General features: G+C 49.4%; 13 protein-coding genes. 6 read left to right on the top strand and 7 right to left on the bottom strand.

Translation table 11 applies throughout. The features are described from left to right. Positions 1-90: 90 nt before the first annotated feature. From trxB to rpoD, 4 genes are all read left to right on the top strand, one after another. Positions 91-1,461, top strand: coding sequence for a thioredoxin-disulfide reductase (trxB, locus tag QUB24_RS16525; protein WP_333154255.1), 1,371 nt, complete (start codon positions 91-93; stop codon positions 1,459-1,461). Positions 1,462-1,580: 119 nt separating this feature from the next. Beyond that, complete coding sequence (locus tag QUB24_RS16530) at positions 1,581-2,465, top strand: ABC transporter permease (protein ID WP_333054802.1); 885 nt, start codon at positions 1,581-1,583, stop codon at positions 2,463-2,465. 581 nt (positions 2,466-3,046) lie between these two features. Then, the gene (locus QUB24_RS16535; protein WP_333154256.1) at positions 3,047-3,208 is read left to right on the top strand and encodes a hypothetical protein; all 162 of its coding nucleotides are present in this window, start codon (positions 3,047-3,049) and stop codon (positions 3,206-3,208) included. Between the two features lie 1,104 nt (positions 3,209-4,312). Further along, complete coding sequence (gene rpoD / locus QUB24_RS16540) at positions 4,313-5,479, top strand: RNA polymerase sigma factor RpoD (protein WP_333154257.1); 1,167 nt, start codon at positions 4,313-4,315, stop codon at positions 5,477-5,479. A 210-nt stretch (positions 5,480-5,689) separates the two neighbouring features. Here the strand turns inward: rpoD and QUB24_RS16545 are convergent, their stop codons facing one another. The 3 genes from QUB24_RS16545 to QUB24_RS16555 all read right to left on the bottom strand — a co-directional run bounded on the left by QUB24_RS16545 (position 5,690) and on the right by QUB24_RS16555 (position 10,107). Next, complete coding sequence (locus tag QUB24_RS16545) at positions 5,690-5,842, bottom strand: high light inducible protein (protein WP_015179166.1); 153 nt, start codon at positions 5,840-5,842, stop codon at positions 5,690-5,692. A gap of 125 nt (positions 5,843-5,967) precedes the next feature. Further along, positions 5,968-7,377: an ATP-binding cassette domain-containing protein gene (locus QUB24_RS16550; protein WP_333154258.1), complete on the bottom strand. Its 1,410-nt coding sequence runs from the start codon at positions 7,375-7,377 to the stop codon at positions 5,968-5,970. A 177-nt stretch (positions 7,378-7,554) separates the two neighbouring features. Next, positions 7,555-10,107 carry a DNA topoisomerase (ATP-hydrolyzing) gene (locus QUB24_RS16555; protein ID WP_333154259.1) on the bottom strand — a complete coding sequence of 851 codons (2,553 nt, stop codon included), beginning with the start codon at positions 10,105-10,107 and terminating at the stop codon, positions 7,555-7,557. Between the two features lie 1,627 nt (positions 10,108-11,734). Here QUB24_RS16555 and QUB24_RS16560 point away from each other — a divergent pair. After that, positions 11,735-12,130 (top strand): response regulator, encoded by a 396-nt coding sequence (locus QUB24_RS16560; protein WP_006632892.1) that lies wholly within the window; start codon positions 11,735-11,737, stop codon positions 12,128-12,130. Positions 12,131-12,574: 444 nt separating this feature from the next. Here the strand turns inward: QUB24_RS16560 and QUB24_RS16565 are convergent, their stop codons facing one another. From QUB24_RS16565 to rpoB, 4 genes are all read right to left on the bottom strand, one after another. Then, positions 12,575-16,702, bottom strand: a complete 4,128-nt coding sequence (locus QUB24_RS16565) for a DNA-directed RNA polymerase subunit beta'' (protein WP_333154261.1) — start codon at positions 16,700-16,702, stop codon at positions 12,575-12,577. A 300-nt stretch (positions 16,703-17,002) separates the two neighbouring features. Further along, entirely contained in the window at positions 17,003-18,877 is a 1,875-nt protein-coding gene (locus QUB24_RS16570) for a DNA-directed RNA polymerase subunit gamma (protein WP_333154262.1), read from the bottom strand. Positions 18,878-18,960: 83 nt separating this feature from the next. After that, the gene (locus tag QUB24_RS16575; RefSeq protein ID WP_333154263.1) at positions 18,961-20,049 is read right to left on the bottom strand and encodes an HNH endonuclease; all 1,089 of its coding nucleotides are present in this window, start codon (positions 20,047-20,049) and stop codon (positions 18,961-18,963) included. 170 nt (positions 20,050-20,219) lie between these two features. Further along, positions 20,220-23,606, bottom strand: coding sequence for a DNA-directed RNA polymerase subunit beta (rpoB, locus tag QUB24_RS16580; protein ID WP_333054817.1), 3,387 nt, complete (start codon positions 23,604-23,606; stop codon positions 20,220-20,222). 102 nt (positions 23,607-23,708) lie between these two features. Between rpoB and QUB24_RS16585 the strand changes: the two genes are divergently transcribed. Beyond that, positions 23,709-23,852 carry a hypothetical protein gene (locus tag QUB24_RS16585; RefSeq protein ID WP_333154265.1) on the top strand — a complete coding sequence of 48 codons (144 nt, stop codon included), beginning with the start codon at positions 23,709-23,711 and terminating at the stop codon, positions 23,850-23,852. The last annotated feature ends 115 nt before the right edge of the window (positions 23,853-23,967 follow it).

Raw genomic sequence — 23,967 nt, forward strand, 5'->3', positions numbered from 1 at the left:
TGGTCGATCGCACAATGGCATCAAACCAAACTTGCTCGAACTCTGCTAGAATTAGTAAAACGAAGTCGTTATGAGTTTGAATAAATAGCTATGACCGAACAAACCGTAGAAAACTTAGTAATTATCGGCTCAGGCCCAGCAGGCTACACAGCAGCAATCTACGCCGGGAGAGCAAATCTGAAACCCGTAGTCTTTGAAGGATACCAAATGGGAGGTATTCCCGGCGGTCAACTGATGACCACCACAGAAGTCGAAAACTTCCCCGGCTTTCCCGAAGGCATCACCGGGCCGCAACTGATGGATCGGATGAAAGCTCAAGCAGTGCGCTGGGGTGCCGAATTATACACAGAAGATGTAATTTCGGTGGATTTGACCAAGCGTCCGTTTACAGTGCGATCGGAAGACAGAGAAATCAAAACCCACACCATAGTAATCGCTACAGGCGCGACGGCGAAAAGGTTGGGGCTGCCTAGCGAACACGTATTTTGGAGTCACGGCATTTCGGCCTGTGCGATTTGCGACGGCGCTACCCCAATTTTTAAAGGAGTAGACTTAGCAGTAATCGGCGCGGGAGACACCGCAGCGGAAGAATCTATTTATTTGACAAAATACGGCTCTCACGTACATATGCTGGTGCGGCGCGATCAAATGCGCGCCAGCAAAGCCATGCAAGACCGAGTGCTGAGCAACCCCAAAATTACCGTGCACTGGAACACCGAAGCAGTGGATATTTTGGGCGAAGCGGGCGGCAAAATGGACGGGGTGAGACTTAGAAATATCGTGACCGGCGCCGAGAGCGATTTGCTGGTGAAAGGATTGTTTTACGCGATCGGTCACACTCCCAACACTCAACTGTTCCAAGGTCAGCTAGAACTCGACGAAGTAGGCTATATCGCCACCAAACACGGTTCGGTAGAAACCAGCGTCGAGGGAGTTTACGCCGTCGGCGACGTGCAAGACCACGAGTTTCGCCAAGCAATCACCGCCGCCGGTAGCGGTTGTATGGGGGCGATGCTGGCAGAACGTTGGCTGTCAGTTAACGGTTTAACGCAGGAATTCCATCAAACCGAGGCATCCGAGCAACCCACAGCAGCGCCGGAAGCTCCAAAAGTACGCAAAACCAGCGAGAACTTTGATATCCAAGACACGCGCCACGAAGGAGGTTATGCTTTGCGGAAGTTGTTCCACGATAGCGATCGACTGATTGTGGTCAAATATGCCTCTCCGAGTTGTGGGCCTTGCCACAGCCTCAAGCCGATTTTGAGCAAAGTAGTAGATGAGTTCGAGGGCAAAATCCACTACGTGGAAATTGACATCGAAGAAGATCCAGAAATTGCTGAAAATGCTGGCGTGATTGGTACGCCGACAATTCAGTATTTCAAAGACAAAGCTTTGGTGACTGAGCTCAAGGGAGTTAAGCCGAAAAGCCAGTACCGCGAGTTAATTGCCAGTAATTTGTAGAAAGGCAAATTAGCGAAGACTTTTTAACCGCAGATATCAGCGGTTAAAAAGTCTTCCTATGGTTTTTGGTAAATATTGATATGCTGATGAAAACCAATCTGACGCACCAATTATCAATTATGGCTCAAAGCCGCCTCCGACTGCCGCGATTTCTCAACAGTGCCTCACCGTCAAGCCTGTCAATGAAAATGATGTGGGCAGGTTTGACAATAACTGCCGTGTTTATATTGGTAGCAACCTTGTCTCCAGCTATGCAAGCTTGGGGATGGCTGCAAAATCCTACCGAGGCTTTGAGTAACCCCATCCACGAACCGCCGTCGGCGAATTATTGGTTTGGTACTAGCCGCAGCGGCTACGATGTGTTTTCGCGCACGCTGTTTGCTTCTCGCGCGGCTTGGCAAGTGGTAATTTTAGCCACTGCTTTGAGTTTGTTTATCGGTGTGCCGCTGGGTTTGGTTAGCGGTTATTTGGGCGGTAAGCTCGATCGAGTGTTGTTATTTTTAATGGATACAATTTATACTTTGCCCGGGCTGCTGCTTTCTTTGACCCTAGCGTTTGTAGTGGGGAAAGGAGTTTTGAATGCTGCGATCGCCCTGAGCATTTCCTACATCCCTCAATACTACCGCGTCGTCAGGAATCACACCGTCAGCGTCAAAACCGAATTATTTGTCGAAGCCGCGCGAGCAATGGGTGCTGACACTTGGACAGTGCTTTCGCGCTACCTGTTTCTGAATGTGATTCAGAGCGTACCAGTGCTGTTTGCGCTCAACGCTGCAGATGCCATTTTAACATTAGGAGGTTTGGGATTTCTCGGATTAGGACTTCCCGAAGCTACTCCCGAATGGGGACACGACTTGCGTTTAGCTTTAGATGCGCTACCTACTGGCATTTGGTGGACGGCTTTGTTTCCCGGTTTGGCGATGACTTTAATGGTAGTGGGATTGTCTTTGGTGGGAGAAGGATTAAACGAGTTTGTGAATCCTCGCCTGCGGAATCAGCAGTAATCGGTCTCGCGGTTAAATTAAGTTCGCAGTCAGGACTTTAGTGCTTATTCAGCAATATAAAAAAAACTGAAGCCCTGACTACAAACGCGCGCTATAAAGAGATGGTAATATTGACCCGATTAATTACTAAATCTTTCTCTCAATAAGGTGAATTATTTCTAGTAAACCTTCGTTGGGTTGTCAATATAGACCGGGAGCGGAAATTTTTCTTGATAGCTTCATCCCCTAACGGTCAAGCCACATAATTTAAACCCCAGTAGAGGATAAAGCGCGACTCTGTGCTTTCTGATGACACGCTGTAAATAATAACAAAATTTTGAGCATCGCACCAGCGTCCTACCCCTCCACATCTTTAAGCGCATCCTGCAGCTTATGCCTTCTCTAACCATAGCAAGCACATCGCTAACTGGATAAATTTTCCTTTCCTTGCAGAGTTATCATCTGTTGGCAGTTGCAGCAACGTCGGCGGTGGCTTTTTTTCCGTCTGCTTGAAATTATCAAGACAATTCGGGAATGCTACCTAAAATTGATGGAAGAAGTTTATTGAATCTTCACACTGTCACAATGTATTTAAAGAAATCGTGAAGTTATACTTCCGGGAGATGTCGAATTGTATGGTTTGTGAGAATGTGCGATCGCGCAAGTGCGAACCGAAAGCCAAAAAATTTAGAGAAGTCCGCAGCCGAGAGTGGCGCGGTGGCTTAACTCTCAGTAGAATTTATCCTGGTGGTTTTTGCCACTGACGCGACAAACTCGTGTCGAACTGCTTAAATAAGAATGTGACGTTAAGAACTTAATGTGATTTAACGTCAAAATTAAAGCCAATTTCTGAGATTTGAGCTAACTTAACAATGAAAGCCCCTGTTGCACTACTCAACCCGCAACGCTTCATTTGGGGTCAGAGTCGGTCTCTAATCCAGAGTTGCCGACTTAAAACTAAAGCTACGAGCTTTATTCAATCGCAGATTGCGTATGATTCAATTCAGGGAAACAGGGTAATGATGGGTGTATCTACACGGATGGTATTGGTCCCAATTTGGGCAACTCAAAAATTGTCTGCTAACTGTCTGGCCAACTACGCCGCAGCCGTTCACCCAGATATACGCAGAAAACAGCGCCGTTCGATCGTGCCAAAGTTTTTGCGGGCCGTTCTCAGGATTTAGCAGAGCCGGACATGAGTTAGTATTGTCAAGCTAAGCTGACAGAGTTTTCCTAGTTCTTGACAAACAATGGAAAACAACTTCCATTTTTTGTGAGAAAGGCTACAATCGGAAAGGTCTTGGCAAGATCCGATTCTCCCCGTTTGGTGCTTCAACCCTCTGCTGTTGCATTTGAGGCAGCAGACCGGCATCCAAGGTGGCGAAAATTTGCCGTGCAACTGTCATGTCTGACAACCAGAGTGAAAGCAAGGCATCAAAAGTTCGACACCTCGAATACAAAAGTTAGAGGGTTCCGTGCAGGAAAACTTGTACGGGTAAAAGCTCGAAGTACCGAGTAAAAAAGCCAGTATTTTTGGAAGAGCGATCGATCGCACTTCATGGTTTGCTTCTGGGGGCAAGGTATCGCAGATGATGTGGTAACTCGCTCCGAAAGAAAAAGCCTCAAGCTCACTTCAAGGTCGCGATGTTAAAATCTGCGATCAATTGAATGCGCTGGCTGCTTCAAACCAGAACTCGAACCGTGACTCATAAAACAGGTGCAGTTTCGGTAACAGATTCAGCTAGCAGACCGAAAATCCCACTATTTTTTCCTCCGGGAATGTCAATACTGGCTAACTTGTCTAAACTACAAACAGACACTATTCCACTGTTATTTATTCTTTAATTCAGGAGCATGAGGAAGACGGCATGATCCAGGCTAACACCGTACTCGAAACCACAATTACACCGGAAATGGAAACACTCGAGTTGCTTCGGGGCGCCGAAAGCGTTCTACCTGAGAGCGAGTTAGAGCTCTTTATCGACGAAGAAGACGATCGAGAAGAATTCTTAGACTCTCAATCTGAGGACGACCCTAAATCTGGCAAAGGCGCCAAAGCCCGCCGTCGGGCACAGGCAAAGAAAAAGCATTATACTGAAGACTCTATTCGTCTTTACCTGCAAGAAATCGGTCGGATTAGACTGCTGCGAGCTGACGAAGAGATTGAACTAGCACGCAAGATTGCAGATTTGCTGGAATTAGAGCGAGTTCGAGAACAACTGCTCGAAGAGTATAACCGCGAACCCAAAGACAGCGAATGGGCTAATGCTGTAGATATGGCACTTCCTGCATTCCGTCACCGACTTCACGTCGGCCGTCGGGCCAAGGAAAAAATGGTGCAATCTAACCTGCGTTTGGTGGTGTCGATCGCCAAAAAATACATGAATCGCGGTTTGTCTTTCCAAGATTTGATTCAGGAAGGCTCTTTGGGTCTGATCCGGGCCGCTGAAAAATTCGATCACGAAAAAGGCTACAAGTTTTCTACCTACGCAACTTGGTGGATACGTCAAGCCATCACCCGGGCAATCGCCGACCAATCCCGCACTATCCGCCTACCGGTTCACCTTTACGAAACCATTTCGCGGATCAAGAAAACTACCAAACTCCTGTCTCAGGAAATGGGCCGCAAGCCTACAGAAGAAGAAATTGCTACCCGCATGGAGATGACGATCGAGAAGTTGCGGTTCATTGCTAAGTCCGCACAGTTGCCCATCTCTTTAGAAACTCCGATCGGCAAAGAGGAAGACTCGCGTCTGGGAGACTTTATTGAATCTGACGGGGAAACGCCAGAAGATCAAGTCTCCAAAAACTTGCTCAGGGAAGACTTGGAAAGCGTTTTGGATACTCTCAGCCCCCGAGAAAGAGATGTACTGCGGCTGCGTTACGGCTTAGATGACGGACGGATGAAGACCTTGGAGGAAATTGGTCAAATCTTTAACGTCACCCGCGAGCGGATTCGCCAAATCGAGGCTAAAGCCCTGCGGAAGTTGCGCCATCCCAACCGGAACAGCATCTTGAAAGAATATATCCGCTAGAGTAATTGTTTAGCATCACCCGAAAGAGTGATTAGCACTCTTTTGGGGGGGAAACCCCCCGACCCGGTTTGAGCTATAGCTGTTAAATTTTGTGCTCCTAACTGCCCGGAGCAAGTGGCTATTTGCCACCCCCATCGCGCTGCCAAAATTTAGGGAGTCCGTAACGGAACTCCCAAGCTTTGCAGTGTCACAAAAGCCCTAACTAGAAAATTACATCACGCCCCAAAAGTGAAGCAGGCCTTGACCGGAAACCAATTCGATGATGACAGCGGCAGAGAAACCAATCATCGCCAAACGGCCGTTCCAATTTTCGGCTCCTTCGCTGAAGCCCCAGTTCCAAGCGTTGCGTTTTTGTTCTTGCATAGTGCGAACTCCTTTCGTTAACTTTTGTAAGGCTTATGTAAATAAATATAACATTCCTTGATAAAAATGCAAGCTTGTGTATCGTGACCTCGGTCACAACGGTCGATCGACCTTGATGATTTTGCCTAACGAGGAAAAATAGCCAACTCGGTATCAGGGTCAAACAAGTGAATTTTGTCATGGGCGATGGCCAACCAAAGCTCCTCGCCAACTCGGATCGATCGCTCAGGAGGAACCCGCACTTGCATCCGCACCGCCGGAGCATCCGTCAAACAAACCCCCAAATAAGTTTCGTGTCCCAAAGCCTCTACAATTTCCACTTGTACCGAAAGATTTTTGGTAGCGGGAGGGTTAATGCTCAGATGTTCCGGCCGAATGCCCAAAATTAGCCCTCGCCCGTCATATTGTTGTAGACTTTTTGCCCAAATATCGGGTAAAGTAAAGCGAAATTGCGGGTGAGAAATCAACAAGGGGGCACTAAATTCCACCGCCAAAAAATTCATCGGCGGAGAACCGATAAACTCCGCAACAAACAGATTCGCCGGCTTGTTATAAAGCTCTAGAGGTCGAGCTACTTGCTGAAGCTGGCCTTTATTCATAATAGCAATCCGATCGCCCATAGTCATCGCCTCAGTTTGGTCGTGAGTCACATAAATAGTTGTAGTTCCCAACTGTCGCTGCAACTGCACAATTTGCGATCTCGTTTGGGCCCTCAATTTCGCATCCAGATTCGATAGCGGTTCGTCCATCAAAAACACTTCAGGATTCCTAGCCATCGCCCTACCCAAAGCTACCCGCTGCTTTTGCCCTCCCGAAAGTTGTTTCGGCAAGCGATTTAAAAGAGATTCTATTTGCAATAATTCAGCTACCTCTCGCACTCGTTTTCCTACAGCCTTTTCCCGTTCCGATAAATAGCGCAAACCCGGAGGCAACTTGCGAGTCGCTCGTCCTAAAAAGTCCTCAAACAAAGGATAAATTAGAGGATTTTTAAAAGAATTAGAAGCTAAATCATTAATTACCTCTTCTACCTTATTCCTAATTTTTTCTATCTTCGGAATGCTTCCTTCTTCTCCTTGTATCTTCCCTCTTCCTGCTTCCTTCTTCCTTCTTCCTTCTTCCTGCTTCCTTCTCCCTTCTTCCTTCTCCCTTTCCGAGCGACGCAATCCAAAGGCGAGATTATCGTAAACTGTTAAGTGAGGATAGAGAGCATAATTTTGAAATACCATAGCGATATCTCGGTCTTTAGGAGGCAAATCGTTAAGGAGCCGATCGCCCACCCAAATATTGCCTGCCGTCAAAACTTCCAAACCGGCGATTGATCGCAGCAAAGTGCTTTTTCCGCAGCCAGAAGGCCCCACCAGCACCATGAATTCCCCGTCTTCGACCGTCAGGTTAATGCGTCGCAAAACGCTGTTAGACGCAGGGCGATCGGCTATAGGCGAGACACTTTCTGCGACGGTGTTTGCTTCTTTTTCCTGTTCTCCTTGGCGGAGAGGAAAACTTTTGTAGATATTTTCTAATACAACTTGCGCCATTAAACAATTTTAGATTTTAGATTTTAGATTTTAGATTGGGGAATTGGAGGCACAGCCTCCGGGTATGTATTCCCAGGCAGAGCCTGGGAACAAGGCTTCATGGGGAATAGAATTGGTCGAAGGTAACAAGGCCAAGTCTCAATCGAGGCACAGCGAATAATGACCAATGACTAATGACTATTGACTGCTGATAACTTTGATAATTTTTTCACCCGGATTGAGGTCAAAAACTCGATCGCCCGCAGCATCTTTCCCCCAAAAAGCTATAGCATCAATAGCCGATCGCAGCAGGCGGCCAGAATTAGTAAAAAGTTTCACCTCCGTACCCGGAACAGCCTGCAGCAAGCCAACTAAAGCATCTTTAGGCTCTGAGAAACGAAAAGCTTGAGTGCCAATTTCGCCCCGGTTAGTAAGTCTGACAGAACCTGCAGGCATTCGTTTTGCCCAACCCAACTCGGAAAATAGCACCAGACTGTCGTTCGCGTCGAGAGTGATGCAACCCACCAACTCTTCCTGCTTCCGCAACCTGGTTACTTGAGAACCCTGGGCCGCGCGGCCCATTGGGGGCAGTTGTTCGTCATCAATCTCAAACCGGAGGACTCGGCCTCCTGAAGTTGCGATCGCCACTTGCTCGCCGACTTTAGCCAGACTCGCACAGCGCAGCCGATCGTCCTCCTTGAGTTTAACAACAGTAACCCCACGATTAGTCAAATCAGCAAATTCCTGCATCGCCAAGCGCTTAATTTTTCCTTGCTGAGTCAGAGTTACTAAATCTGCGGCTTCCGAATTTTCCGGCAAAATAAAGTGTGCAACGGTGATTTCCGACAAAGCGCGATCGCCACTGTCTTTAGTAGCACTCGGCGACAACAAACTAACGATCGGCGTTCCCCGGTCTTTGGCGCTACTACTAGGAATATCCGCCACTTTCAGCGGGTAAGCTTTGCCGTTAGGAGTTAAGACGACCAAAGTGCGATCGGTTTTCGTCAGATTTGCCGTCACAATAAAATCTTCATTTTTTTCTAAAGCTGAAACCGATTTTTCGCGACTTTTCGAGCGTGGCTTTTCCCCAGTCGGCAAGCGTCGCACGTACTGCTTGTGCGAAAATTCAACAATAGTTTCCTCTGGCTCTAGAACGGGCAATAAGTTCGGCTGAATCGTTGCCGGCGACAACTGCTTCACCCCAGAATTTTTCTTACCAGCAAATTGTGATTCGGCGTTTGCTGCGCCTGCAGTTCCATTGGCGAATTTAGTGCGGCGGGGGTCAGCGTACTTGCGTTTGAGCGATCGAAATTCCTTCTTTAAAGCCTTCAAAAGTTCACGCCTGTCGCTCAACAACCGCTGCAATTCTTGAATATTAGCCATCAACTCATCAAACTCAGACTGCAAATTTTGCCTTTCCAAACCAGTCAGCCTACGCATAGGCATCGCCAAAATCGCATCAGCTTGACTTTCGCTCAAATTGAGGCGAACTTGCAAAGTTTGCTTAGCAGTAGAGCCATCAGGAGAATTTCTCAGAATGTCGATCGCTGTATCGAGATTTGTCAAAGCCAACATTAAGCCTTCGACAATGTGACATCGGCGTTCCGCAGCCTGCAACTCGTAATTGTAGCGGCGGGTAAGAGTCACTTCCCGGAAATCCAGAAATTCTTGCAACAATTGTCTCAGCGTCAACTGTCGGGGTTGACCGTTGACAATTGCCAGCAAAATTGCCCCAAAATTTGTTTGCAGGTCAGTTTGTTGGTAAAGGCGAGCGAGAACCGCTTCTGGAGTAAATTCCCGCTTGAGTTCAATCACCACTCGAATCCCTTCGCGATCGCTCTCGTCACGCAAATCAGAAATACCGTCGAGGCGGCCCGCATTGACCAACTCCGCCACCTTTTCAATCCAAGCCGCCTTATTTACCTGAAACGGAAACTCCGTCACCACGATCGCCGTTTTAGTACGCACCTTGCGATTACCTGGCACCTCTTCCACCCCGGCCACACCCCTGACCGCAATGCTGCCTCGACCCTTAGTGTAGGCGTCAACAATGCCCTCTGTAGCAACGATTTCCCCTCCGGTTGGAAAATCCGGGCCCGGAATCAGTTCTATCAACTTCTCGTCGGATAGTTCCGGGTTTTCAATCAAAGCAATTAAACCGTCTACCACCTCCCCCAAATTGTGCGGCGGGATATTAGTTGCCATCCCCACAGCAATGCCCGTACAGCCGTTGAGTAACAGAAACGGCAACTGAGCAGGCAGCGCCGTCGGTTCCTGCTGCGAACTGTCAAAGTTAGCAGTAAAATCAACAGTTGCATCGCCGACTTGGGTTAGCATAGCTTCGTGGGCGATCGGTGCCAGCCTCGTTTCCGTATAGCGCATAGCAGCCGCCGGATCATTGTCCACCGAACCGAAATTGCCGTGACCCGCCAGTAAAGGATAGCGGCTCGAAAACTCCTGAACCATGCGTACCAGAGCGTCGTAAACCGATTGGTCGCCGTGGGGGTGATATTTTCCCAACACATCTCCAACTACCCGGGCGCACTTACGGTAAGGTCGGTCTGGCGTCAGACCTAGTTCGTGCATCGCATATAAAATTCGACGGTGAACTGGTTTTAAACCGTCGCGGACATCAGGCAAAGCTCGCCCGACGATCACACTCATGGCATATTCGAGGTACGATTGCTGCATCTCGGCGTGCAGAGGCGTAGAAATTACTTGCCCGGAAAGTAGGTTGAGTTGTTTAGCCATGAGTCCTTGTGTCCGTTAATTCCTGAGTGAAAACAGCCTCTGTCAATAATGCCGAGGTTTCCTGTCTCGATTGAAAAGCCTTTGCCGCAGGCGAACCGAAAGTTCGACCCAACCGCCCAGTTGAAGAATAAAAATAAACTTAACTTGTGAAAGCAGAATCAGAGTCCCGAAGACGGGCAACACTTGCCTCTTACTCTCCACTCTTACCCTAACCTCTATGTTGCCTTCATTTGCGCCTACCTGTCTATTTACCTTCTCACGGCAGAAGGTAAATAGACAGGAGAACACGGAATGCCAGAAACTCAGAACGTAGTGAGGCTGTAGCTCTTCCTAGGAAAGCGTCAATCGATTTTAGATTTTAGATTTTAGAATTGAAGCATTGACCCCACGGATCAATTCGGGGGCTCCTTGATCGGATACAGGTTTTTTATTTCTGGACGGATGAATCACGTGGCGGGTATCCTGGATGCTTTCGGTCACGAGGGACTTGAGGCCCCGTCAATCCATGATAGAATTTAATTGCAATTAGGAATAACCATCTACACGAAGAAATATTCTATTCAGGAGAAACCCCGTATTGAGCTCGTCTCGGTACAGCCGTAGCGTGGATCAAGCAGCAATGGTAGACGATCGAGCTTACCGTATTTTGGCAAGCGTGAGGGACTCCGAAACTATTAAAAAAGAAAAGTAAGCGGAATTGGAATACCTCTGGTACTGGTACTTGTTCTGAGCGTGTAGAGACGACTGGACTATGAGTGAAGTGCTAGTTTTGGGCTTATTCAACCATAGAGCGGGGTCGTGACTCGCTGAGAGTGTCAACAATGCCGATATTGATGAATTATCAGTCAAAAGCTCTCCAGGCGATATCTCCTAGTATGACCTCCCCTAGATGAATGGAAGTGTCGATATTTTAAGCCGTTTTGAGGGGTTAAAACTGAGAATTAGGAATCTCCAACAATCCCCGCCAATCCCCGCTAAATTCGCTACTCCGAATGCTGTGGCGACGGGAGTATGTGAATAAACAGGGCTTGATTCTAATCAGGAAGAAGGAAAATAATTATCACACATTCCCGACTATAATACCAGTTCAAAAAATAATGCAACTGTAGGCCTATGCTCCAAACTGATATCAAGTCAATCAGTTCCCATCTAAAATCTAAAATCTAAAATCTAAAATCTAAAATGGTAGAAGCCGGAGGCTTGACCGAAAGAGAGGATAAGATAAGTCCAGGACGCACGGGTAGTCAGAAACCGGGTTTTTTCCTAGCAAGAGTTCGTTATAGCCCGCCGAAACGAGCAAAAACTCGGTTTAGAGGCGTCGTCCATGCGTCCAGGATTGTACTAGAAACCTGCTACCTGAGAATCTTGAGACTCTCACCACTGTCAGGTCTAGTTATAAAAAAGAACTAAACTGTCTGTGTATAGTAGTCTAAATGATGGTACTGGATGCTTCTAGGCATCTGTAAACCCTCTGACAGCTAGTGGCTCAAGGATATACATACGGGTTTTGCAGGGTTCCCGGCTGATGGCGCTAAAAACTCTGCATTTTTGACGGGGAATGTAGTCCCCGTGTCGTGTTCCTCTTTGGACTAAAGTCACAAAGTTTCTATACTTCCCATATTTATTTATGAAAACCGTTCTGATTGTAGAGGACGATTTGGTTAATGCTCGGGTTTTTTCCAAAATTCTGACTAAGCGGGGGGGCTTAGCCGTCAAGCACACGGAAAATGTTGAAGAGGTGATGCAGATTGCTGCCAACGGCGAAGCTGATTTGATTTTAATGGATGTGTCTCTTTCCCGCAGCGTGTACCAGGGCAAATCTGTTGACGGCATTAAGATTACTCAACTGCTCAAAGCTGACCCGCAAACAGCCTCGCTGCCGATTATTTTGGTGACTGCTCACGCGATGGCTGGTGATAAAGAAACATTTCTCGATCAAAGCGGTGCCGACGGTTACATCTCTAAGCCTGTGGTAGACCATCAAGAGTTTGTGAATCAAATCAAGGCTTTGCTACCTGATTGAGTGAACCATACATGAAAAAGGAATAAGAAGGAAGAAGGAAAAAGGAAGAAAGAATTGTTTGTTTAAACCAACAAACAATTAAAACTCTCTTATTTACAAAGTTTGTTTAAACTCTGAATCTTCCTTCTTCCTTCTTCCTTTCGATATCCCATCGCACAATTCTATGAGTTCTGACTGTTAATTAGGATCGCGAATTAAATAATTTACACTCTTGAAAGTGGGGAGTAGGGGTTGGGCACTCTTAGCCCGCCCTTTCTGGACGGGCGGGACGCCCATCCCACAAGAACCATCAAAATTCTAAGTTATTTAATTCTCATTCCTTAGTGAGGAAAATTTGAGATATTTCCAGTCATGAAATCGAAGTGTGCGTCGCCCGTGGAACCAAATTATCCTCACCGATCGCAACACCATCCACCCACTTCATGCAGCCCCAAAACACTCTTATTAGTCCTCATCCTCATCGAAATCAAAACCGATATCATCATCATCATCATCCACATCAGAGCCCAAAGCATCATCCTCAGACTCAGCCACAAACTCATCCTCATCCACCTCAACCTCCTCAAAATCCTCATCAGGCTCAAGATCAGCCCCGCGCCCAATCTCAAAACCGCTCTCGTAAGCACGGCGCGCCGTCCGATCGTCAAGCACCACATCCTCCTGCAAATCGTGGATATCATCATCAAAAACAGCACCATCAAAACCCGCATCCTGAACCCCAGCATCCTCATAGGCATTGAACCCCGTACCCGCAGGAATCAAGCGGCCAATAATCACATTTTCCTTCAGCCCCCGCAGCCAGTCAGACTTACCCTCGATCGCAGCCTCAGTCAACACCCGCGTAGTCTCCTGGAACGAAGCAGCAGAAATAAAGCTATCAGTATTCAGCGAAGCCTTAGTAATCCCCAGCAACACCGGAGTATAATCCGCCGGCGCCCCACCAGTAATAGACATCGCCTCATTCACCTGCTCCACCTGCCGCAACTCCACCAACTCCCCAGGCAGCATAGTAGTATCGCCCCCATCCTCCATCCTGACTTTGTTAGTCATCTGCCGGACAATCACCTCAATGTGCTTATCAGAAATATCCACGCCCTGAGACTGATAAACCGACTGCACCTCATTCACCAAAAACGTCTGCACCTGCTGGAAACTCTCCAAAGCCGCCTCAAAAGTAGACTGCCGCTCCTTCAGCACGTGGAAGAACACCTCCAGAATCTCGTGGGGGTTGGCAGGCCCGTCGGTCAAGGCTTCGGCGACGCCTACGCGCTGGCCATCGGAAACGATCGGATTTTGACCAGGCAACAAAGGATACTCCTCAATCCGGCCATCATCCTCAATCACCGCAAGTTCCACAACATCATCATCCGTAACCACACGAGCCGTCCCCGGCCGCTTAGCTAAAATACAAGCCTCCTTCGGCTTCCTCCCCTCCAGAAGTTCCTCAATCCGGGGCAAACCCTGAATGATATCCCCAGTCTTTGCCCGCTCAAACACCAGAATCACCAAATTGTCACCCCGCTGCACTAAGTCGCCGTCGTCTACGTGCAGCACCGCACCCGCCGAAACCCGGTAAGGGCGAGCTACCCTGAGCAAGAGTTTCGCCGGTTCTGTCTCCGACGCAGGCACAACCTTCACAACTTGGCCCGACTCCTCCAGAACAACCCCCGGAGCTATTTGGGTACCAGCCACCAGCAGTTGACCCGGACTCACATCCGGCGTACTCGCCACGCTTATCGAAATAGAATCCGCATCCCGCATCACCAACAGTCGGCGCACCGGTTCTAAGAGCCCCTCGCGGATGCCCCGCACAATACCCGCCTCCTTGCAGAGAATCTCCGTGCGGGCCACCACAGCCCCCGGCGCGATCGACTGCCCGTCCTCCACCAACAGCCGCGTGTGAGTGCTCCCCTGAGTCGGGTCAGCAGACACATCCCGCCGAATCACCAGCGACTCCAAAATCACCAACTGCAAGCGGAAAGTCTTGGAAACTCGATCGCCCCCATCATCCACAGCCACCGCCAACTCCTGCGACCCACTAACATCTTCAGGCGAACCCCAAGCCGGCCCCGAACCGTCCGCCCCAAAAGCCGCAGCATCATCCTCATCCGGCAACAGCTCAATATCCGCCGCCAGTTGCGGAGCCCCCGAACCAATTTCCAAAATAAGCTGAGTCCGCAACAGTTCCAATCCCTCCACAGACTTCACCCGCTCCCCATCCTTATAAGGAAGCCGCTGCACCGCCTTCAAAGAAATCGACTCATTCAGCGCCGTCTGAGAAGGCACCGGAGGCTTATCCGGCACCGGAAACTCCACCACAGGCCGCAGCAACAAAGCCGGGCCCTCCGGAGTCTCGATATACTCCGCATAGCCCAACTCCTCAGCCACCAAGCCTGGGAAAATCTCCTGACCCGCGTTGACAATTTGACCTTCCCCCAAAGTTAGCGGCGGGCGGTCAACCACATGCAGCGTCCCCGGCTTAATCACAATTTCCCGCAGAATGTCATTTTTCTGAGTGATTTCCACAGCCCCGCTGGTTTGGCAGAAAATATCCTTAACGACTTCTGTACCTGCCTCAACGTACTGGCCATCTTCCACCAGCAGCAGAGAAATATCCTTATTCACCTCATGGCACTCCTCCGGTATCCACAGCAGAGTCCCACCTTTAACCACCTCGTAGCCAAGTTTAGCCTTGCCGCGCTTGTGGACTTCGACTCCGCCGTACTTGACAATGCCCCCTGTAGCTGTGCGGTAGCTGTCGTCGAGCAGTTCGGCGACGACTTCCCCGTTAATCACTTTGCTCCCAGGAGCAGTCTTCAGGGAAAACCGCTGCTTAGAAGATGTTTCGATCGTGTAGTGGTCGCGGCCCCCCGCACTTTCTGCCCGCACCACCGCTTGGTCGAGCAGGACTTGGGCGGTGATAATTTCGATTTCTCTGGGGTCAGCGATGCGAACTACCCCACCATGTTCCGAGACCAGCTTAGTTTCAGCAATCACGCTTTCCGCCGGAATGCGATCGCCATTTTTCACAGCCGGTTCCGCCCCCGGAGGCAAATTGTAGACCTCTCCCGATAGAATCCAAATCAGCCCCCCCTTGCTAGCCGTGCGCGTCGTGTTCCCTTGGCGATCAGTTTTTTCTTCCGGCACCAAATCAGCAAACTTCGCTTCTCCCGCCAAGTCAGAAGCCACATCTGTAGTCACTTTTTCCGTAGTCTTGCGCGCAGCCCGACCGACGATCGGCACCTCAGCCAAAACTTGACCCGGAATCGCCCGCTGTCCGTCTTTGACCATCAGAGTAGAACCCTGAACAATCGCCAACTCAATTTTCAGCTTTTGATTCTTAGCCCCCGATTTCCCTTCCTCAAATCCATCCCCCTCAAACACAAGCTTGCCATTGTTCTCCGCCACCAGCGCCTCTTCGCCATGTCTGGTGCGGAACGATCGAGTACGCAAATTCTTGAACTTCACCACCCCAGGGAAAGGAGCCCGTTCCTGTTTCGCCACCTCCCCAGTAAATACCCCCCCAGTGTGGAAAGTACGCATGGTGAGCTGGGTTCCCGGTTCCCCGATCGACTGAGCCGCAATAATCCCGATCGCCTCACCCATATCCACCATCTTCAAATGCGCCAGACTCCAGCCATAGCAGTGCTGACACACCGATCGAGTCGATTCACAAGTCAGGGGCGATCGTAAAAACACCTCCCCCACCCCAGAATTACCAATCTCCCCCGCCAACTCATCCGTAATTGGCTGATTTCGGACAGCCCTCTCGCCGCCATAAGCCACAACCTCCCCCGTTTTCGGATGCACCACATCCCTCGCCAACACCCGCCCCAGCAACCTATCCTTCAGCGGAATCAGCACCGTTGCCCCATCCGTCATCGGTCGCACCCGAATTCCCCGCTGGGTGCCGCAGTCCACCTCCCGCACAATTACATCCTGCGACACATCCACCAACCGGCGAGTCAAATAGCCAGAGTCCGCCGTCCGCAACGCCGTATCCACCAAGCCTTTGCGAGCACCGTAGGAAGAAATAATGTATTCCGTAACAGTCAGTCCCTCCCGGAAATTAGTCTTAATTGGCAAGTCAATAATTTCCCCCTGCGGGTCAGCCATCAATCCCCGCATTCCCACCAACTGCCGCACCTGAGAAATATTCCCCCGCGCCCCAGAAAAAGCCATCATATACACCGAGTTTAGGGGGTCTGTGGCTCGGAAGTTTTTGACTACTTCGTCTTTGAGATCTTCCGAAGTGCTGTTCCAGGTATCAATTACCTTTTGGAACCGTTCGACTTCCGTGATTTCGCCCCTCGTGTATTTTTGTTCAGTGATGCGAATTTCTTCTTCCGCAGCATCCAAGAGCGATCGTTTCGACGGTGGCACCTGCAAATCATCCACACTAATCGAAACCCCCGCCCGTGTCGCAAACCGGAAACCCAAGTCTTTGAGTTTATCGGCCATTTGTGCTGTACGGGCTGTTCCGTAGTGCATAAAAGACCAAGAAATTAACTTTTTGAGCTGACCCTTGTCAACAACCCGATTGCGAAAAACAATTTCCTTATTTTCTGTCATTTTTCTGAGTAGTAGTAGTAGTAGTAATTGGTAATTGGAGTATTGACGCAGGAGGCTAAGAATGCTGCGAGGCAGAGGGCAGTAGTAAGTAGTAGTAAGTAGGTTGGGCCCGTGGAACGAAACCCAACATTTCACCCACCCAACATTTCACCCACCCAACATTTCACCCACCCAACATTAACCCAACCGTATTGATTAGTAATTAGTAAGCAGTAATGGGTAACTTTTCTAACTTAAATCACCATTATTTATTAGCGATTACTTATCAGTAATTACCCACCACCCCTTACCCATTACCTCCTAATTATTTATCACCGACTCAATAGTTTGGTGATAAATAATCCTGCCCGGAGTAGTGCGAATAAACTGATTAATCACCTTACCCTCCCCATCTTCCCGAACCCGGCGGAACTTATATTCCTTCGTCACCATACCGTCAGCAGAACGTTCCACCTTCAGCGGTTCCCCCTCCGGTTCAGCATTTTCCATAGCACCTTGAAACCTCACCCACACATAAGAATGCAAATCAACCACCCCCTGTTCGTAAGCCACAACCGCATCCGTAAGATTCGAGAAATAGTGACCCGCACCCTTTTGAGCATCAGGATTTTCCGCCGTCAAGTAATAGCAACCCAGCACCATATCTTGAGAAGGAGTTACGATCGGTCTCCCAGTAGCCGGCGACATAATATTATTAGAAGCCAGCATCAGCAACCGCGCCTCCGCCTGAGACTCCAGAGACAAAGGTACATGCACCGCCATTTGGTCGCCGTCAAAGTCAGCGTTAAAAGCCGGACAAACCAGCGGGTGAAGCTGAATCGCCCTCCCATCCACCAAAATCGGCTCAAAGGCTTGAATCCCCAAACGGTGCAGCGTCGGCGCCCGGTTTAGCATTACCGGGTGTCCTTCAATCACCTCCTGAAGCACGTCCCAAACGCTGGGATCGTTGCGCTGAATCAGTTTTTTGGCAGCTTTGATGTTATTGACCAATCCTTGGCGGATTAAGCGGTGAATGACGAAAGGCTGGAAAAGTTCGATCGCCATTTCCCTCGGCAAACCGCACTGATGAATCTTCAGCTTCGGCCCCACCACAATCACCGATCGCCCGGAGTAGTCAACCCGTTTACCCAGCAAGTTTTGCCGGAACCGACCTTGTTTCCCTTCAATGATGTCCGACAGCGACTTCAGCGGCCGATTGTTTGCCCCCACCACCGTCCGGCCCCGGCGACCATTGTCAATCAGCGCATCCACAGCTTCTTGCAGCATCCGCTTTTCGTTGCGAATGATAATCTCCGGCGCCAGAATTTCTTGCAGTCTCGCTAACCGATTATTCCGATTAATTACTCTCCGATAAAGGTCGTTGAGGTCACTGGTTGCAAAACGCCCGCCGTCTAACTGCACCATCGGCCGCAAGTCCGGAGGAATCACCGGAATCACATTGAGCACCATCCAATCGGGTTGAGATCCCGTAGCGATGAAGTTGTCAATTACCCGCAAGCGTTTAATTAACTTTGCCCGTTTTTGACCTTTAGCATTAGCAATATCTTCCCGCAACTTTTCTGCTTCACTTTCTAGCGGAATATTTTGCAGCAAAACTTGCAAAGCTTCAGCACCTATCCCCACTTCTACACCTGTGAGTGTGGAATCTTCGCTGTAAAGTTCGTCTTCTATTTCCAGCCAAGCATCTTCCGTGAGCAATTGCTTGTATTGCAGCTTCTCTGCATTACCTGCATTGAGGACAACGTAGGCATTGAAATACACGATTTGTTCGACATCTCGCAGCGGCATATCTAACAGAATTGCCATGTAACTCGGAATGCCTTTGAGATACCAAACGTGAGCTACGGGAGCCGCTAATTTGATAAATCCCATCCGGTGACGGCGGACGCGAGATTCAGTGACTTCTACACCGCATCTTTCGCAAACAATGCCTCTATGGCGAACTCGTTTGTACTTGCCACAATGACATTCCCAATCTTTTGCAGGCCCAAAAATGCGCTCGCAAAACAAGCCATCCATTTCAGGTTTCAAAGTCCGGTAATTTATTGTTTCGGGTTTTGTCACTTCACCGGTTATCTGACCGTTGGGTAAAGTTCTCTCTCCCCACTGTCGAATTCTTTCTGGTGAAGCTAATCCTATCTTGACGTAATCAAAGCGTTGTTCTATTTTAGCCATTTTGACTCCAATTGATTATTTACTGTCGATTAGTGCTGGCAATTTATATTTTTTGTTTGCTTCGTTTTGAACTCAAATCAATATTACGCTCCTCTATAGGTGATGTTTCTTTTAATATCAGAAATGATATTTCTGGATACTCCAAATTCCTGAGCTATTTTAGCAAGGGATTCTCCGGCTTGGATTCGTTCTCGGATCTCAATAGCTTGAGCAAAAGTTAGCTTGCGTTCGAGATGTCCACCCATGCGGGGAACTGGAACCTCTTGACCTTCTTCTTTCCAAGTGACGTGATACTTAATATCGTGTATGGTTTTGCGGCCGACACTGTATTCCTGTGCTACATCCTTCATCCTCTTTCCGGCTGCTAGCTTTTGCCTAATTTCTCGCACATTTTCCCAGTCTAATTTGGCATTGGAAAGAGGATGACTTTTGCCTTGAGTGCGTCCTTTCTTAGAAGCATCTAATGAATTTTGAGTGCGAGTACCACCCCAAAGGTGTTCTGGATTAATACAACTGGGATTGTCGCAGGTATGACAAGCATCTATCGAAGTCGGAATTTCACATCCTAATTTCTCAGCTAAAACAGCACGAGTAACTGATTTCGATTTCCCATTTTTCCAGTATCTGCCATAGCCTTGACCGTCCTTTGAGCCTTGAAAAATGATGCAGCCGTTGTCTTGAATTTCTCCTAAAAAACCGGGCAAAACTGTAGTGAAGTTATCGGGAATATTTGTCTGAAGTATCTTAGTAATAGTTTCATGTTGTACTCCATACTCTTTTGCTAGGTGGTTTTTGACTGTTCCAGATAAATATTTAGTCTGAATTTCCCGGAGTTGTTCGATCGACAATATGCCAATACCCGGAATACTTTTCCGTCTGGGAGTTTTGCGATCGCGCCCAATCATCTGCCCGGTATTTTCAGCCGCAGTTCCCGCTACGAGATGTGCTGGGTTGATGCAGCTTCGATTGTCGCAGGTGTGGCAACCAAAATAACCGGAAGCAAGGAATCCTGCTATTTTTGATTCGAGGACTAATCGGTGGACTAATACCGTTTTGCCATTAAGCCACTTGCGCCCGTAACCGTTGCCAAACTTGCCCCCTTGCCAGTTAATACAGCCAGTCTTCTGATCCAATTCTCCTTCTATTCCTGGGACAACTGTTACAATATTCATGTTCAGCGTCTCTCCTCTTAAGAGCGTTGATTCGCCTCACCAGTGTTCGTACCACTGCTGAGGCATTTTAATTGGGACTTCTCGATTTTAGATTTTAGATGTGAGATTTTAGATTGAATGCTGTCAAACAATTCTTCAATCTAAAATCTAAAATCTAAAATCTAAAATCCCTAATCCTCGTCAAGTTCGTCACGAGAAAGCGATTCGTAAGTAGGCCGGGAGGGCGATCGCTTGCCCCCAGCATCCGCCATCAAATCCACCTCAACGTGCTCGCTGCCCTCGTCGGATGTATTCACCTTGTGCACGGCAATATCCAAGCACAAAGATTGCAACTCCCGCATCAGCACCTTGAAAGATTCCGGCGTACCGGGGCGCGGGATAGCTTTGCCTTTAACGATCGCATTCAGCGCTTCATTCCGCCCCTGCATATCGTCTGACTTCACAGTCAGCAACTCTTGCAAAGTATAAGCTGCGCCGAACGCTTCCAGAGCCCAGACTTCCATTTCTCCGAACCGCTGACCCCCTTGCTGCGCTTTGCCGCCCAAAGGCTGCTGCGTTACCAGCGAGTAAGGGCCTGTGCTACGGGCGTGGATCTTATCGTCTACTAAGTGAACCAGCTTCAGCATATAAGCGATGCCGACTGTGATCGGGCGATCGAACGGTTCCCCAGTTCGGCCATCGTAGACAATAGTCTTGCCGGGGTGCTTTTCGTTAAACACCCAAGGCTTGCCAGTTTTTTCGCGTGCCTCCTGTAGCTTGCCGTGTACGGTTTCCCGCGACTTTTCAGCGCCGTGCATTTCATCAAAAGGCACCATCTTGAACCGCATCGACAGATTTTCGCCCGCCCATCCCAGCAAGCACTCAAAAATCTGACCTACGTTCATCCGCGACGGTACGCCCAAGGGATTGAGCACTATGTCAACCGGAGTCCCGTCGGGCAAATAAGGCATATCCTCCATCGGCAGAATCCGGGACACAATACCCTTATTTCCGTGGCGGCCGGCCATTTTGTCGCCGACTTGAATCTTCCGCTTTTGAGCTACGTAGACGCGGACGACCATGTTGGCGCCAGGGGGCAGTTCGTCGCCCTGTTCGCGGGTAAACACCCGCACATCCACCACGCGGCCTTTTTCGCCGTTAGGGACGCGGAGGGAATTGTCGCGCACGTCGCGGGCTTTTTCGCCGAAGATTGCCCTCAGCAGTTTTTCTTCCGGCGGTTGGTCGGATTCGCCTTTGGGGGTGACTTTGCCGACTAGGATGTCGCTGGCTTCTACCCAGGCACCTTTGCGGATAATTCCTTGTTCGTCTAGCTGGCGCAGCGCGTCTTCGCCGACGTTAGGAATTTCGCGGGTGATTTCTTCTGGGCCGAGTTTAGTTTGACGGGCTTCGATTTCGTATTTTTCAATGTGGATCGAAGTGTACACATCTTCGTACACTAAACGCTCGCTGATTAGCATCGCGTCTTCGTAGTTGTAGCCTTCCCAAGGCATATAAGCTACGAGGATGTTGTGACCCAGAGCGAGTTCTGCCCCTTCGGTGGAGGAACCGTCGGCGAGCACTTGACCTGCTACGACGCGATCGCCCTCATAAATCAGCGGACGCTGGTTTAAACAAGTATCCTGGTTAGAACGCTGATATTTTTGCAGTTCGTGTTCGATGCAGCCAGCATACTTTTGCTTCCAAACCGAGGGCTGTTTGACTTTGAGATCGTCGTATTCCTTAATCAGGAAATGTTCTTCGCTGGAATTCGATTCGGCATCTACAGCCAGGGGTTTGACAATAATCCGGGTAGCGTCGATGTAAATCACCTCGCCGTCGATCCGGGAAACCACAACCATCCCGGAATCTCGCGCCGCCTGAGCTTCCAAGCCCGTACCGACGAGGGGCCGTTCTGGTTTCAGTAGCGGCACAGCTTGCCGCTGCATATTCGAACCCATCAGAGCTCGGTTGGCGTCGTCGTGTTCCAAGAACGGAATCAGCGATGTCGCGACGGAGACGATTTGCACTGGGGAAATCGCCATGTAGTCCACCTGCATCGGAGTGGTGGTAGTAAACTCTTGGCGGTAGCGGACGGCTACGGTTTCGCCCAAGAGGTTGTTGTTTTCGTCGAGGCTGATGTCTCCGGGGGCGACGCGCAAATCGTCTTCTTCATCGGCTGTCATGTAAACAGGCGCTTTATCGCGCAGCACCCGTCCTTTTTCTACTGGATAAAAAGGAGTTTCGATGAAGCCGTAGGGGTTGACGCGGGCGTGGGTTGCTAAGGAACCGATCAGACCGGCGTTGGGGCCTTCTGGTGTTTCGATCGGGCAAATCCGGCCGTAGTGGGACGGGTGAATGTCCCGTACTGCAAACCCGGCGCGTTCGCGAGTCAGACCTCCAGGGCCCAAGGCCGAAAGCCGACGTTTGTGAGTCAGTTCTGCCAGAGGGTTGGTTTGATCCATGAACTGCGATAGCTGGGAGGAACCGAAGAATTCCTTGATTGCTGCTACCAGCGGTTTGGGGTTGACCAGAGAGGCGGGGCTGAGGGAGTCGGCATCCGAGACTGTCATTCTTTCGCGGATGATCCGTTCTAAGCGGTTGAGGCCGACTCGGACTTGGTTTTGCAGCAGTTCTCCGACACTGCGGACGCGACGGTTGCCTAAGTGGTCGATGTCGTCGGTGGAGCCGATGTCGAATTCGAGGTTAATTAAGTAGTCGATCGCGGTCAAGATATCTTGCGATGTCAGCACCCGCGTGGTATCGGGGACTGTCAAGCGCAATTTTTTGTTTAGTTTGTACCGGCCGACTCGGCCCAAATCGTAGCGTTTGGGGTCGAAAAAGCGCGAGTTGAGGAGCTGTTCGCCCCCCGCCACGGTGGGGGGTTCACCGGGACGTAGTTTGCGATAGAGCTCCATCAAAGCTTCTTCTTCGCCGAATTGTCCTTCTTTCTCGATCGTCTTTTGGAAGTATTCCGGGTGGCGGAGTGAGTCGTAGATTTCGCCGTCTGTGAGTCCGAGGGCTTTGAGCAGCACCTGAGCCGATAGTTTCCGGGTTTTGTCGATTCTGACCCAGACTAAATCGTTTTTGTCTGTTTCAAATTTCAGCCAAGCGCCGCGGTTGGGGATCAGACTGGCGTTATAGGAACGGCGACCGTTTTTGTCGGTTTCTGATTTGTAGTAGACGCCTGGCGATCGCACGATTTGGTTGACAATTACCCGTTCGGCGCCGTTGATAATGAAAGTGCCGCGCTCGGTCATCAAGGGCAAGTCGCCGATGAAGACTTCTTGTTCTTTGATTTCCCCTGTTTCTTTGTTAATCAGGCGGGTGGGGACGTACATTTGCACCGAGTAGGTGCTGTCCCTGCGCTTGGCTTCGTCCACATCGTATTTTGGGCGCTTGAGTTTGAAGTCTTTGCCCATGAAGTGGAGTTCCAGCTTGCCCGTGTAGTCTGTAATCGGGGAGAAGCTGTCGAGTTCTTCGATCAGCCCGGCTTCTAGGAACCAGCGAAAACTTGCCCGCTGGATTTCTATCAAATCGGGCAAGGTAAAGGCGAATTCTGTGTAATCTTTAGTGGTCATGGGGGTCCTTTTTCCGCAGTGGCTCTAGCTTTTTACATGGCGCCAAGGCTGGGCTTTTTTACCTTGTTGCGTTTTTTTGATGGATTGTGTGAGAGAATTTATATGATGTTTTCGATCGCCTGCCAACTGCTGCAACGGTTATTATTGCTTGTGGCTCGCAGTATTTTTGTGCGGATTTTAGTTTCGATCGAGATGCTTTTAGCTCTGATATCGTGGTATCTCAGGGTGAATTCCCTACACTTTTGACTCCTAAAATTGACTTGACAGCTATTGCCAAATTGCTGAGGTTCCAAGTTTCTTCTGATGTGTAAGTTTGAGTGTGTAAGTTTGAGGTATTGCCTGAAGTTTTGACCTATCCCGA

Origin of the sequence: Microcoleus sp. B9-D4, assembly GCF_036705105.1 — a bacterium.
Lineage (GTDB): Bacteria > Cyanobacteriota > Cyanobacteriia > Cyanobacteriales > Microcoleaceae > Microcoleus.

Bases quoted from the DNA above. Each gene is read 5' to 3' on its own strand.
- QUB24_RS16550 (WP_333154258.1), bottom strand. From the start codon at position 7,377: ATGGCGCAAGTTGTATTAGAAAATATCTACAAAAGTTTTCCTCTCCGC.
- QUB24_RS16575 (WP_333154263.1), bottom strand. From the start codon at position 20,049: ATGAATATTGTAACAGTTGTCCCAGGAATAGAAGGAGAATTGGATCAG.
- trxB (WP_333154255.1), top strand. From the start codon at position 91: ATGACCGAACAAACCGTAGAAAACTTAGTAATTATCGGCTCAGGCCCA.
- QUB24_RS16565 (WP_333154261.1), bottom strand. From the start codon at position 16,702: ATGACAGAAAATAAGGAAATTGTTTTTCGCAATCGGGTTGTTGACAAG.
- QUB24_RS16555 (WP_333154259.1), bottom strand. From the start codon at position 10,107: ATGGCTAAACAACTCAACCTACTTTCCGGGCAAGTAATTTCTACGCCT.
- QUB24_RS16585 (WP_333154265.1), top strand. From the start codon at position 23,709: ATGATGTTTTCGATCGCCTGCCAACTGCTGCAACGGTTATTATTGCTT.
- QUB24_RS16530 (WP_333054802.1), top strand. From the start codon at position 1,581: ATGGCTCAAAGCCGCCTCCGACTGCCGCGATTTCTCAACAGTGCCTCA.
- rpoD (WP_333154257.1), top strand. From the start codon at position 4,313: ATGATCCAGGCTAACACCGTACTCGAAACCACAATTACACCGGAAATG.
- QUB24_RS16545 (WP_015179166.1), bottom strand. From the start codon at position 5,842: ATGCAAGAACAAAAACGCAACGCTTGGAACTGGGGCTTCAGCGAAGGA.
- QUB24_RS16570 (WP_333154262.1), bottom strand. From the start codon at position 18,877: ATGGCTAAAATAGAACAACGCTTTGATTACGTCAAGATAGGATTAGCT.
- QUB24_RS16560 (WP_006632892.1), top strand. From the start codon at position 11,735: ATGAAAACCGTTCTGATTGTAGAGGACGATTTGGTTAATGCTCGGGTT.
- rpoB (WP_333054817.1), bottom strand. From the start codon at position 23,606: ATGACCACTAAAGATTACACAGAATTCGCCTTTACCTTGCCCGATTTG.